Origin of the sequence: Sphaerospermopsis sp. LEGE 08334 (assembly GCF_015207205.1) — a bacterium.
Lineage (GTDB): Bacteria > Cyanobacteriota > Cyanobacteriia > Cyanobacteriales > Nostocaceae > Sphaerospermopsis.
Genome location: NZ_JADEXH010000004.1, coordinates 19,918 through 33,011, shown reverse-complemented (window position 1 = coordinate 33,011; position 13,094 = coordinate 19,918). Strand labels below are relative to the sequence as shown.

The window sequence follows — 13,094 nt, the reverse complement described above, 5'->3', positions numbered from 1 at the left end:
TTTTACAGGGTGGAAACTTAAAAACCTTGCATTTAATTCCTACTTAAAGAAAAAATCGTTCCTATCCAACTCTTGAAACTGTCACCGTGGCGTAGCACCTGTCACCTGTCACTGGTCCTTCACAGATAACTTTTTCAGCAAACCCTATCGAAATGCGCTCCCCAACACGCATTAAGATACCTACTCCTTGGAAACACATTTTTTAACCATTACCTGGTGACGATTTGAGGTTAAGGCAGAGCCTTCTTATTTCATTCCCATGCAGAGCATGGGAACGAGTCAGTAACTCTTCTCCCCTGCCCCCCCTGCTTCTTCTGTCACCTGTCACCTGTCACGCTAAAAATTCCTCCAGTTCAACAATACCTTTAGAACCATCAATGCGTACTTGTTGACCATCCTGAAGAAGATAGGTAGCACCGCGTACATCCATAACTGCGGGAATCCCGTATTCACGAGCAACAATCGCCCCATGAGAAAGTTTACCACCAGCTTCGGCTATGACTCCCCCGGCTCTAACTAAAATAGTCGCCCAACCAGAATCGGTATAAGGTACAACCAGAATTGTCTGTTTATTAATTTCCCCTGCTTCCTGTAAATTTCTCACCACCTTAACTTGTCCTGCGGCCTGTCCTTGACTGGCGGGAATACCTAGTAAAATATGGTCAGAGGTATCAATGGGTGCAGCGATAGGATGGGGGGGATTGTTGCCGTAAACGAGAGGCGGAATTTGAGTAATTTGGCTATCTTCGAGAAATTGCGATCGCCGCTTTTGCAATAACTCAGCAACTTTATCTCTCAGTTCTGGATCAGCGTTTGCTGCTAAACGTCGCACTTCTCCCAATTTCAAAAAGAAGATATCCCCTGTTTGCTTTAATAAACCATCTTTGAGCCAAAGCTTTTCTAAAGCTAAAAACGTCCAGCGTAATTCCGCCAATAAGCGAGAATAAACTTCTGTGACTCTTCCTTTAAGATCCACACGGCTTTGTACAAAACCTTGGTGACGTTGTTTGGACTCATCCGCATTTGCACTTTCATGTGCTTGGATGAACTGGACAAAGATTTGTCTGACTAGGTGAGGTTGTTCTTTCCATCTGGGGACGGAAATATCAGTTCCCACTTCACTCAAATAACCATAATCTTCCAATATTTCGGCAAAATCATCTAAAATTCGCTGTCCTTCTGGAATTTGTTCCAATTGCTCAAAAACTCTTTCTGGCTCAATCTCCGGTAAGATTTCTTGGGCATCTGCGGCTAAAAGTTTCAGCGATCGCAATGATGCTACTTCAGGAGTAATACTGTGATCAATTTGCTCCTCTTTCACCCCAGACACCGCTTGCCGGATAGCAGCACTCAAGGGAGATAAAATACTGTAGTAAGTACCCTGGTTGAGCAGATCAAGAATCATGTCAACTCTGGTTAACAACTGCGGTGCTGATAATTCCTCAATTATTTCATGTGATAATTTTGTCAACCCCGGAATAAACCTTTGACGATAATCTCGCTTAAATTCCTTTTCTAAGCTGATTTCCCGCTGTAACAGCTTTGTCAATCCTGGTAAGTTCTCCAAGGTGGAAGCTAGAGGCGGTTTACTCATTTTCGCGCCTCTGGTTAAAAAATCCAAACTTTCTGGCGGTAAACCCATCTCCAGAAACACTTCACCTAAAAAGGAAGCATTAAAGTAAGCTCTAGAATAATGCAGCGTTGCCATTTTGGTGAAATCTAACTCGCGGGTTTTGTCACCTAAGACTATCGTGAACAGTTCTCCCCACATCCCACAAGTCAAGGGTAAATTAATTGACCACGTTAAGGGATGAATCACACCGGGAATGACTTCAGCGGCGATTTTCCTTGTCCAGATTGGTAGTAAGGTGGTAATTGGTCTTGCTTGCAATACCCAGAGAGTTTGTCCGTCATAACTCCACTCTACATCTTGGGGAACGCCATGATAACGTTTTTCTAATCTTCGGGCTAAATATGCTACTTGTTTAATTAATGGTTGGGGAATTTTTCCTTCTCCCTCAAATTTCACTGTAGATAATTTATCTTCACCTGCAACAAACACCCGATATTGTTCTGGTGTAATTTTCCCAGAAACAACTTGAGTAGGACTACCTGATACTGCTTCAATGATGACTGCATCACCTTGTTGGGCTATGGGATCACGACTAAAGGCCACACCAGAATATACACTTTGGACTTGGGGTTGAATCAATACGGCCATGGCCGCATCCTTAGCACCAAGATTGCGGCGATACTCTACAGCCGTAGGATGATTATAGGAGGCTTGAACTTGGGCGATCGCAAGTTCTAACTCTTGTTTATTAGTAACATTCAATACTGTTTCGTATTGTCCAGCCGCAGACGCTTGTTGAGAATCTTCCCCAATCGCAGAAGAACGCACTACTAAGGGTGACAGGGATGATGGTTGCAGAAAATCAATCAACAGGGCAGGATCATCAAAGGGCGCTAAAATCCAGCCTTTTGGCACGGGATAACCCCAGCGTTTGATTTGTGATAATGTAGCTGCCTTAGCTCCAAATACCTCTGGTTCTAGGTCATCATCTAAAGTGATAATCGTTTGCTCACCACCGCTTAAATATTGCATCATCGGTTGTGATTCTGTGTCTGCTGCTGCCACTGGCAGATCCATGTCATCAGGCATTTGTTGATAAATCCAACCGACTAATCCCGCTAATGCAAAAGCAGCAAGAATTTTTGGCAAATCATTAAAATGTAAGACTGCTACAAATACGGGAAATAAAATCAAAACCCCATATTTAATCGCTTGTTTAGAGCGCAAAATGATAAAACCAATAGCTGCTACTAAACTCACAAATCCGGCGATCAGGGGGTCGTGCATCAAAAATCCCCAAACTACGTTTGTTGTTCCTGCTCCTCTCCCTAAAGAATATCTACCTATTACTAAGGCGATCAAAGCTATCAATTCCCAAAATGAACCTTCAGGAAAAAAAATACGGGCAATTGATACTGCTGCAATTCCTTTAAAAGCTTCCGACAGCACTGCTAAAATACCCACCAGTTTACCACCGTGGTAGAAAGCAGCAGAGACGCTAATATTTCCTGTACCCATTTGTCCTAATCGCTGACGCTTGATAGCGTATGTAATCCAAGCAATTAGCGGCATTGCCCCTAAGAGTGGGCAAGTAATTAAAATAACTAATAAACCCCAAAGCTGAAACATTTATTATTGTTTTTGTATTTTAGATTTATCTTCCATCTAAAATTGCAAATCGCAAATCTAAATTTGAATTATTTCTAATTATTTTTTTTGACTGTTTGTTTGACTGTTTGATTTATGTGTTTGTGGACACTGAGCAGCTAGGTTAACCTTCGTTGTCAGTGTCCTTTAAGCCTATCAATGATCCTAGTTTAGATCCTAGTTTAACGCATAGGCAGATTGCAACGCCCACAGGATGAGTGCTGCTATAGATCCCAAAACTAGCACAGTAGAGATTGTGACTACTTTTGGTGAATCTGCACCTTCAAATTTCATAATTCCGCGATTTAAGTCGGACATACTTTTGTAAGCCTCCTTTGTTACACTCCCAGTCTGTCCGATTTGATTGTAGTCCTTCTGTTCACCTAATGATGTTAAATTCACATTATTATTTTGGGAATAGGTGATTGGTGATTGGTGATTGGGGAATGTATAGTATCATTAAATACTATTCAATGAAAGGTATTGCAGGTGAAAACAGTGTTGATGGTGATTTTGGCGGTATTTGTGGGGTTGTTGGCGGTGATCGAGTTGGGTTTGAGTTAGCGAAGCTTACCGAAGGTATCGCTGTTTGGTTTTGCTAATCCTCTCATTTACATTGGTGATGAACAAATTGGTTATTTATTAGCACCCAATCAAAGCACTCGCAAAATGGGAAACGATCATAAACTGCCTTTAGCAATTATATAATTTTTGCAGCGTTATTTAATTAAACAAAAACCCCGTGATTATGAAATTTTTGCTCGTCAACGTTTATCTGATTTTACCAAAGAACAGCAAATTAATTATCTAGATTTTTTACCATAATTAGACTCAATTGATAACCCCCAAAGCTTATATCACATAATTTAAAATCAAATAGAAAGTAGGGGTGGGAGCAATGCTAAACCCCTACATGATTCAGGAGTAAAGGCTGATTTTAGCGGGAGTTTAATTATCAATAGATGTCCTATATACTTTGTTTACAGCTATAATACAGCAGATTTCATTGCTATGAGATACAAATCATAATAATAAAACTCTTGTGGGGTGGGCATACTTCGACATAGTTCGACTGCGCTCACTAACCGCTCAGTACAAGTCTTGCCCGCCCATAGTGTACCTTATTAGACCGGAAAGTGCTGTATTTAATTGTTTGAATTTTCTCGAATCCAAATAGCTAAACCCCCACCTCTACCGCGAGCAGCGATAAAATCTTCCGTTGCTAAAAAGAAAGCAAAAAAAGGTAATTTAGCAATAGATTGACTATAAAAATCCTCTGATTGAACTTTACCAGAACGAATCCGCTGATGATAAACAACACGATTAAATAAACTAACTTGCATCTGGGTAAAATCAAAAGCCAAGAGATTTTTCTTCCCTAAATATTGCGCTGGTCCCGTCAGTTTTAACAACATCGGACTCAGTTGAACCTGATTAGCAATTTCACCCTTACTCGCCGATTGTTGTAAACTGGCATCATCTAAACTGGCACTAAAAGAAATATAAACTGCGGCAAACTTTGGTAAATAAAAACCCTTACCCAAAATAATTCCCCCACGCTGTCTAACTTTCTTAGTACCAGTAGCAAAACAAAGCCGCCATTTACCCATCAAAAATTCAAACGGATAATTTAGGCGTTGCTGCTTGGCAGATTTTTCTGCTGCTAGTAAAGCATTGACAACTATTTCCGCAGCGGGAGGTTTATTTCCCTCTCGATAGGCGATCGCAGTTTGAGTTAAGATACTGACAAAATCAGGCATGGTAGTAGATGTCAAATCAGCCGTCATGTTAATAGTTGTTTTTTCTATGTCTAAATAGATTTTAACCTTGATCAACAAGCTACCCAACTTCTCCCAAAATTGGTAATCTGTCTGATAGCTGATGGCATGAATACAGCAGATTGCAGATTATAGCAGTTTTCATGTCTTTAGACCACAATAAGGGCGAAGCATTCGGACGACCAATTATCAATTTTTGTCCCAGGTTATTTTCCGAATGCTTCGCCCCTACGACTCCTGACTCCTGACTTCTGCTATCTTTCTACTCAGGAAAGATTCCAAATCTAAAAATCTTTAGCACAATAGAATAGAATAACCTAATCGTATTTTCTGTGGTTTGAGGAGTTGAACTTATCTAAAGACACAGAGAGGTAAAATTATGGACGCTAATAGCTTCCTGAGTCAATATACATCAGGAAAACGGAATTTTCAGGGAGCAATTCTGCATCAGGCACAGCTAACTCAAGCTGAATTAACTGGTGTTAATTTATCTGAAGCTGACTTGAGTGGTGCTGATTTAAGTGAAGCAAACTTGAGTAAATCTAATCTATCTAGAGCAAATTTGACCAATGCCGATCTCAATGGTGCAAATTTGCAAGGTGCAAACTTGAGTGAAGTAAATTTGATTGGTGCTGACTTAACAAGAGTTAATTTCCAGGAAACTAACCTCAGTCGTGCAGACTTGCGAGCCGCAAATTTAACGTCAGCTAATCTACTGGGTGCAAACCTCAGTGAAGCAGATATCAGTGGTGCTGATTTCAGCAGTGCTAATCTTCAAAAAGCCAATTTGATTGGTAGCAATATTGAAGAATCAGAACTCTATGATGCAGATTTAACTAATGCAATCATTTCTGAACCAGAGATGACTGAGGAAGTTCTGCATATAGGTTTATCCCATACATGGATCACATGGGCTGGAAGTTATTGATTTTTCAAGGGGAAAGGGGAAATGGGGAATAGGAGTCATGGATTTTGGATTGTTTTTGTCATCTCCAATCTAAAATCTAAAATCTAAAATCTAAAATCTAAAATTTTCTTCCCCACTCACCAGTCACCACTCCTTAATAAACTAAAGGTGTTACACCACGCATTGCTCGTAAAGAATTTATACAAGCTGGGCAGTCACAGCCAAATAAATCAACGGCCATATTGCTTTCTTCAACATTGAACTCTAGCATCTTAATATCATCAGGAGTATCAAAATCTTCTGCTTGGGCTTGATAAGCTGGAATTTGAGCTAATACAGAAGCTCTAGCACATACTAAACCAACTTTATGTTTATTGCGAATACAGGACAAATTATCTTTACTTTGGGCTGTATTCTGGGATGTATTTTTAACTGTTGGTTCTATCGCTTGGGCTTGCTTGAGCATCACTCCCATAGTCAACCAGGAGCTAATCAATACAGGAGAAGAAAAGAGGCTTAGTATAAATTTGTTCATCATCTTGCTTGATAAATGTTCTTGACTGCTAAGGATACACGATTAAATCTTTCAATTCAAGAGAACAGCTATCAGGAATAATAATAGTTGATTCCGGTGCTATAGAGTGTCAGTATTAGTCACTGACCAGTTATTTAATTTTTTGGACATAATTGTAGTAGTTATGTCTTTTGACTTTGACAATCTCACCTCACCAGGAAACTGCGTAATTATTTTGCATCATCAAAAATAATATAGTAAATATAGTAATTCGGTTTGATTTGTGTATCCCTGACGGAAGTCATAGCCCTATTTATTTGTGTAGGCAGGAAACAGCAAGGATAAGGAAACAGGAAAGACGGCAGGGGAAACGCATCTTATCAATAAGGGCGATTCAATCTCAATAACGACCAAAATATTCGCATTAACGACCACTTATTGACAATATTTTAGTCCATTACCATGATCCTGAAAAAATCAATCAAACGATAAATAGGGATTTATTGGTCTATACATTAAAACGGTATTTTGTCAATAAGATTTAGATGCGTTTCCCCTGGGAAAGACGGGTTTTAGTTATTCAATCAATTTAGATATTGACTGAAAATTAACTATTAAAAAATGAATAATAAAATGTCCGCAAGAGCGGACATATATCAGGGCTTCTGTCACTTTTATTGGCTACAATCATGTATGAAACATGATGCTTTTATTGTTGATGATAAAAACCAAAAAATCAAGAGTTTACAAGCATTAGACTAGACATAACTACTTGAATTTTATCTTTTTATATAAGCCTTGATTAGTGATTAAAGACCTTTACCGGAATGTTTGTACGTAATTTTTGTCAAATTTGTAATTACAGAGAAACAATTTTGTAGATAAATTATCAAGTCTGACTTTAACACCGATGATGATTTTGACTTTTGTTAGCACAACTTGGGTTAAGGATATTCTATCTTCTGAATCTTGACGATTTTCTAGGAAATATCAACAGAAAAATCACCTGATAAATATTTTGGTTGTTTATATAAAACAATTTGTCTAATAGCATAGCAAAAATTACTAAAATCAGTCACTTATTTTTAGGACATAATTCCGATATTTATGTCTTTAATTTCTTAATATTTATGCTCTTTATAAATTAAATTAAATTAAAAAGGTAAAGGTGGTCAGGTATGACAAGCCCTGAGAATAATCTGTTATTCTTGGGGCTTTATTTAGGATCACGAATTTGCAATAATGGACAATTAACAATGAACCTGGAATGAAACAATTGTCAATTATCAATTGTCAATTATCAATTGATAACGACGTGGTGTATAAACCCGTATATCTTTATCACTATCACTGTTTTCAATTTTCCGAGTTTGGGAAGAACCAACAATAATCAAGGTTCGCATATCAGCATCTGTTGGTTCTAATTGTTCCAAAGTAATGACTTTTACCGTTTGTCCTGGTCTGCCAATATTCCACCCTAATATTACTGGAGTATCTGGTTTTCTGTATTTGAGCAAGATATTTTTCGCTTCTTCTAATTGCCAAGTTCTTTCTTTGGAAATAGGATTATAAAATGCAATTACAAAATCACCTTGGGCTGCGTTTGTAATACGTTGGGCGATAATTTCCCAAGGTTTTAAAATGTCAGAAAGAGAAATTACACAAAAGTCATGTCCTAAAGGTGCGCCAATAGCTGCTGCGGTGGCTTGCATGGCGGAAATACCAGGGGATACTTGAATATCAATTGTTTGCCATTCTGGTTGTTGATATTTATCTATGACTTCAAAAACTGCGGTGGCCATTGCATAAATACCGGGATCTCCTGAAGAAACTACTGCTACATATTTACCTGTTGCTGCTAAGTCTAAGGCCATTTTTGCCCGTGCTTCTTCTTCTCTATTATCAGATTCATGAATTTTTTTACCGTCAGCTAATGTACCAATTAAATTGATATAAGTTTTATAACCTACTAAGTCAGTAGCATGATTGAGAATTTCTTTAACTTCGGGTGACATCCATTTTGATGCACCAGGTCCAGTACCAATAATGGCTAATTTTCCCTGTGGTTGTCCGATGGTTTCGGGGTTGATAATTTCTGGAGAAATACTCAGAGTAATCTGGGAAAATGCAGAACACAAAAATTTGTTATTTGGTTCTGTACCTGCACAAACAACTGCTTCATGAAAACAGTATCCTTGGGTGGTAAATTTTGTCAGTTGACTGACTGCAAAAAACCGAATAGGTACTTGAAAAATGTGGGCGATGTTTTCAACTATGGGATCAGCAGCGAGGTAAAGAGGTGCAAGAATAACTGCGACTGCTTTGGGTGAAACCTGCACTTCTTCTAGTAGTTCGTAAATGTCGCTAAGTGTTCCTGAGTTGGGGGAAGTAATGGCGATCGCTACTTTTTTGGGATGATAAACTAAACAGTCAGGTTGAGGAATTACGTTTTTTTCTGTCACCTCAATAGTTAACTCCCCATTTTCATCTATCGGTAACTTACTTTCACTCAACCAAGGTGCTGTTCCTACTAATTTAACTTTTGCCCCTGCTAATAAGTCAGATATAAATTTTTTGGCATTTTCTGGGTTAGCTAAATGATATCCAAAAGGAGGAGATAACAACTCTGTCCGAAAACGCAAATCTCCTGTAGTTGTAATGGCAGGTTGTACTTTTAAAGCTGCTGCTATTTGACGTGCTAATTCGTTTACCCCACTTAGTCCACCCAAAAGCGGGACAACAGCACTACCATCTTCAGCTACTGCTAATACTGGTGGTTCTTGACTTTTCTCTGTAATCAGTGGTGCTAAAGTTCTAATTATAATCCCAGCCGCACATATACCAATTATCGGTGTGCCAGCGGCGAACAACTCGCGTAGTGTATCGCCAAAGTTTGTAAAACTTACATCCACATCACAGGTACGACTTGCTAAACCGTATAATTTTGCACCTGGTAAAATATTTATTATTTGCCTTGCTACTGTGATACTATTTTGACCCAGTATGACAACGGCAGGTGGAAACCTTGTTTTCATTTAATATTTAAACTTATTTACTTATTTTTTACTTATTTTAAGATAGTTCTTCCTTATCAAGATATACAATATCAGGTTTTCAGGCTGAAGTCAAGACTCTTAACTTACTATTGCGCGGTTACTGGTGACTGCTTAAAGATTTTTGTAGGTTGGGTTGAGGAACGAAACCCAACATTTACAAGGGTTTGTTGGGTTTCTCTTCGTTCAACCCAACCTACGTTATTTCGTTGTTTTGGGCTTAACCAAAAAGTATTGACTGGTGACTGGGTTAACCTGCTATATAAAACCTAGACAAAGCTAGACTTTACTTTCTACTTCAACGGGAGCATGGGAGCGGTTATCCCTCTGTAGACCTTCACGCTGTAGCCCAACGCGATTGTGTTCCAATTAAGTTTCTGAAAAAGACTACCACCATCATTGCTTGGTTTTCGCGTCGGCAATAGTCTCAATTCAATACTTGATATCACCGTATTATATATCAAGTAGTTGATTTTTTCCGGAAAATATATTGATTTTTGTCAATATAAGTATAGTTTTGTCTATGAAATTGTCAACTTAGGACAAGCTCCCTTTCTTCCCCAGCCTCCTGACTCCTGACTCCTGACTCCTGACTCATTAAAGTCTTTGCTTCGTCGGTATAACTATCATAGAAAAATAGGGGACTTTTGCGGGATCTACTTCATGTAAAGGTACAATTCTTTGCTGTGTGGTTGTTGCCCGTTCAATATATTTTGCCCGTGAAGCTAGTCCTAATTGATGCAGGATATCACGCACTTTAACAAAATGACGGCCAAGTTTCATGATGGCGGCTGCATCTGTGGCCAGCAGTTGGGCAGTTAGCATTTCTGTGGGCAGGGTGGCAGGTAGAACTGTGAGAATATCGTTGTAGTAGGTGAAGGGTACACCCAAGGATACTGGACAGGCCATTAAGGAAGAAATGCCAGGGACAACTTCCGTCTGATATTTCTCAGATAAACGAGTGAAGATATACATGAAAGAACCGTAAAAAAACGGATCGCCTTCACACAATACAACGACATCCCGACCGGCAGCTAGATGTTCACCTATGGGTTCAACTTCTTTGTCATAAATGGCTTTGGCTTTTTCTGGTTCTAGGGCGCGGGGAAGATGATACAAAACTTCTATTTGATTACCGGGTAAGTATGGCGACACGATTTTTCTGGCGATACTTTCCCGGTCTATTGCTGACTGATAGGCAATAACAGAGGCCGAACGTATTAAGCGTAATGCTTTTAATGTCAATAGTTCTGGATCTCCAGGACCAACACCAACTCCATACAGACGACCTTTTGAGTTCATATTTCTTCCTCGGTTGCTATGGCGTTAATGGCAGCAGAGGCGATCGCACTGCCACCCCGTCGCCCATGTAAAGTCATAAATGGCACACCACGACTATCTTCTGCTAAAGCGACTTTTGATTCGGCCGCACCGACAAACCCTACGGGAAAACCTAAAATTAATGCCGGACGTGGTACTCCCTCATCTAGCATTTCCAATAATCTAAATAAGGCTGTGGGTGCATTACCAATAGCCACAACTGCCCCATCTAAATGAAACCGCCACAGTTCTAAAGCTGCTGCTGATCGGGTATTTCCCAAGCGTTTGGCTATTGTTGGTACTTCTGGATCATTCAAAGAACAAATAATTGCATTATTGGTGGGTAATCTTTTTCTGGTAATGCCTTGTGCAACCATGTGACAGTCGCATAAAATTGGTGCGCCAGATGCTAAGGCTTTTCTACCTGCATCCACGGCATTAAGTGAATATGCTAACTCTGGAACTATATCCGGCATTCCACAGGCATGAATTAAACGAACAGCAATTTGCGCTACATCATCCGGTAAGGTATCTAATTTAGCTTCTGAGCGAATAATGGCAAAAGATTTTCTGTATATTTCTTCAGCATCGCGTATATAATTATACATAGCTTCGATATTTGGAATTTGAGACTTAAATGGATTGAACAGTGAACAATTGTTTGAGTTCAGATATATCATAACGATTGGCAAATTCTCTAAATGATTCTTGAGAACTAACCCGTTTCATTTGATACACTTTTAACATTCGTTCCATGAGTTGAGGTAATTCGGCAAAAGTCACATTTTCATAAATTGGACGACCAAATTGTTGTAAGGTATCGTCACCAAGATACACTTGATATCCTTCCCTGGATTCATTTTCTGCCTCAATTTTCACTCCTAGCAATGTAATATCACTTTGATGATGTTGAGCGCAAGATTTAACACACCCACTAAAATGAATATTAATAGCAGAATCTAAGGTGATGTGAGTTTCTAAATATTCTCCTAATGTTAAAGCGTGAGTTTTGGTGTCTGTCGCAGCAGCAGCACAACCCCGCTTTCCTGAACAGGAAACTAACCCGCTTTTAATATTGGTAGCTGAATAACTCAGTTCTAGATGGGCAATTTCTCTTTGCACTTGTGCAATGTGTTCTTGGGCAATATCTGTGATTAGTAAATTCTGCCAAGGTGTGAGTCTGAGATTACTATTACCATATTTGGCGGCTAAATCAGCTAAACCCCGCATTTGCCAAGTTTGCAACCGTCCCAAGGGTAAAACAACACCGATATAATATAATCCTGATTGTTTTTGCTGATGTATGCCAATATGGTAGATTTTATGATTATTATGTTTAGCTTCATCATGTAAATTTGCGAGTTTGCTTATTTGTGTGAGATTTTGAGATGCTATTTCTTTGGCTACCTGGAAACTATTTGCAGTTAAATACTCTGTAGCTTGTTGTAAATAATTTTCCCAGCCCAAATTATCAATAACCTCCCGCAAGCGTGGTTTACGTCGGCTACTAGGATCTGTATGCTGTAAGTAAACCTCTGCTAAAGCACCTAAAAATGGTATACATTGTGCGGGTGTTAATAAAATTTCTGTATTTATAAAAAATTTTTCTTTTTCACCACCACAAAAATGCAAAATGAGATATACTAATTCATGTCCCCATTTCCCCGTAGGAAAGAACTTCGGTTCTTTCCTACCCCCCTGATAAACCTGAACAGCAGTAAAAGTGATATCATTGGGGAAATGTTGCAGAGAAAGTTTACCACCACCATCAAAGCCAACGCTAAATTTTGCCGAAAGTCCACCTAAATGGGAATTTTTTGTGATGTATTCATCCCAAGCTTTCACTAGAGGATGAGTATCTATTAATTCTTGAGAGTCTATACCCGCAATGGGACTCGTCATAATATTGCGAATATGGTCTACAGCAGGATTAATAGAACCTAATCCCATTTTTTGTAATTGCTGGAGAATATCAATATTTATTTCTTGTTTAATTTCTCTGATTTGTAAATTAGCGCGATTGGTAACATCAACATAGCTGCCTCCATAATTATCCGCTATATTGGCGATCGCGTGTAGCTGTTCACTATTCAAAATGCCACCAGGTATTCTTAGGCGAGATAAGATCCCATCTTGGGCTGGTGTGGTGTAAAATAAACCTGGACAAGCTGTAAATGGACTTAACAAAATGGTCACTCCTTCCCCGTGCGACGCGGAGACAGAACAGGGATAAATTTCCTAGAGTTGGCATTCTGACTTGTTCAATTTGGGATTTTAGATTTTGGATTTTGGATTTTCTGAT

General features: G+C 39.1%; 9 protein-coding genes and 1 pseudogene. 2 read left to right on the top strand and 8 right to left on the bottom strand.

Annotation, left to right across the window (positions count from 1 at the left end; translation table 11 throughout):
- Nucleotides 1-331: 331 nt before the first annotated feature.
- Nucleotides 332-3,202 carry a glycerol-3-phosphate acyltransferase gene (locus IQ237_RS03330; RefSeq protein ID WP_194052296.1) on the bottom strand — a complete coding sequence of 957 codons (2,871 nt, stop codon included), beginning with the start codon at nucleotides 3,200-3,202 and terminating at the stop codon, nucleotides 332-334.
- A gap of 195 nt (nucleotides 3,203-3,397) precedes the next feature.
- Complete coding sequence (locus IQ237_RS03325; protein WP_190347629.1) at nucleotides 3,398-3,538, bottom strand: hypothetical protein; 141 nt, start codon at nucleotides 3,536-3,538, stop codon at nucleotides 3,398-3,400.
- A gap of 171 nt (nucleotides 3,539-3,709) precedes the next feature.
- Here IQ237_RS03325 and IQ237_RS26980 point away from each other — a divergent pair.
- A pseudogene (locus tag IQ237_RS26980) lies at nucleotides 3,710-3,898 on the top strand (hypothetical protein); the annotation flags it as partial.
- Between the two features lie 467 nt (nucleotides 3,899-4,365).
- Here the strand turns inward: IQ237_RS26980 and IQ237_RS03315 are convergent.
- Complete coding sequence (locus tag IQ237_RS03315) at nucleotides 4,366-5,007, bottom strand: hypothetical protein (RefSeq protein ID WP_194052504.1); 642 nt, start codon at nucleotides 5,005-5,007, stop codon at nucleotides 4,366-4,368.
- Nucleotides 5,008-5,377: 370 nt separating this feature from the next.
- On the opposite strand from IQ237_RS03315, the gene IQ237_RS03310 reads away from it, so the two are divergent.
- Nucleotides 5,378-5,926 carry a pentapeptide repeat-containing protein gene (locus tag IQ237_RS03310; RefSeq protein ID WP_194052294.1) on the top strand — a complete coding sequence of 183 codons (549 nt, stop codon included), beginning with the start codon at nucleotides 5,378-5,380 and terminating at the stop codon, nucleotides 5,924-5,926.
- A gap of 133 nt (nucleotides 5,927-6,059) precedes the next feature.
- Here the strand turns inward: IQ237_RS03310 and IQ237_RS03305 are convergent, their stop codons facing one another.
- The 5 genes from IQ237_RS03305 to cobG all read right to left on the bottom strand — a co-directional run bounded on the left by IQ237_RS03305 (nucleotide 6,060) and on the right by cobG (nucleotide 12,979).
- Nucleotides 6,060-6,440 carry a hypothetical protein gene (locus tag IQ237_RS03305; RefSeq protein WP_194052292.1) on the bottom strand — a complete coding sequence of 127 codons (381 nt, stop codon included), beginning with the start codon at nucleotides 6,438-6,440 and terminating at the stop codon, nucleotides 6,060-6,062.
- 1,265 nt (nucleotides 6,441-7,705) lie between these two features.
- Nucleotides 7,706-9,454 carry a precorrin-3B C(17)-methyltransferase gene (gene cobJ / locus IQ237_RS03300; protein WP_194052290.1) on the bottom strand — a complete coding sequence of 583 codons (1,749 nt, stop codon included), beginning with the start codon at nucleotides 9,452-9,454 and terminating at the stop codon, nucleotides 7,706-7,708.
- Nucleotides 9,455-10,069: 615 nt separating this feature from the next.
- On the bottom strand, nucleotides 10,070-10,774 hold the full coding sequence (locus tag IQ237_RS03295) for a precorrin-2 C(20)-methyltransferase (protein WP_194052288.1): 705 nt from the start codon (nucleotides 10,772-10,774) through the stop codon (nucleotides 10,070-10,072).
- A complete protein-coding gene (locus tag IQ237_RS03290; protein ID WP_194052286.1) occupies nucleotides 10,771-11,400 on the bottom strand; it encodes a precorrin-8X methylmutase in 630 nt (209 codons plus the stop codon). Before IQ237_RS03290 ends, IQ237_RS03295 begins: the two co-directional genes overlap by 4 nt.
- Nucleotides 11,401-11,425: 25 nt before the next feature.
- On the bottom strand, nucleotides 11,426-12,979 hold the full coding sequence (gene cobG, locus IQ237_RS03285) for a precorrin-3B synthase (RefSeq protein ID WP_194052283.1): 1,554 nt from the start codon (nucleotides 12,977-12,979) through the stop codon (nucleotides 11,426-11,428).
- Nucleotides 12,980-13,094: the final 115 nt, after the last annotated feature.

What these genes read in the sequence shown, in the direction of transcription:
- IQ237_RS03330 (WP_194052296.1), bottom strand. Translation starts at nt 3,202, where the DNA reads ATGTTTCAGCTTTGGGGTTTATTAGTTATTTTAATTACTTGCCCACTC.
- IQ237_RS03315 (WP_194052504.1), bottom strand. Translation starts at nt 5,007, where the DNA reads ATGACGGCTGATTTGACATCTACTACCATGCCTGATTTTGTCAGTATC.
- IQ237_RS03290 (WP_194052286.1), bottom strand. Translation starts at nt 11,400, where the DNA reads ATGTATAATTATATACGCGATGCTGAAGAAATATACAGAAAATCTTTT.
- IQ237_RS03310 (WP_194052294.1), top strand. Translation starts at nt 5,378, where the DNA reads ATGGACGCTAATAGCTTCCTGAGTCAATATACATCAGGAAAACGGAAT.
- IQ237_RS03295 (WP_194052288.1), bottom strand. Translation starts at nt 10,774, where the DNA reads ATGAACTCAAAAGGTCGTCTGTATGGAGTTGGTGTTGGTCCTGGAGAT.
- IQ237_RS03325 (WP_190347629.1), bottom strand. Translation starts at nt 3,538, where the DNA reads ATGTCCGACTTAAATCGCGGAATTATGAAATTTGAAGGTGCAGATTCA.
- IQ237_RS03305 (WP_194052292.1), bottom strand. Translation starts at nt 6,440, where the DNA reads ATGAACAAATTTATACTAAGCCTCTTTTCTTCTCCTGTATTGATTAGC.
- cobJ (WP_194052290.1), bottom strand. Translation starts at nt 9,454, where the DNA reads ATGAAAACAAGGTTTCCACCTGCCGTTGTCATACTGGGTCAAAATAGT.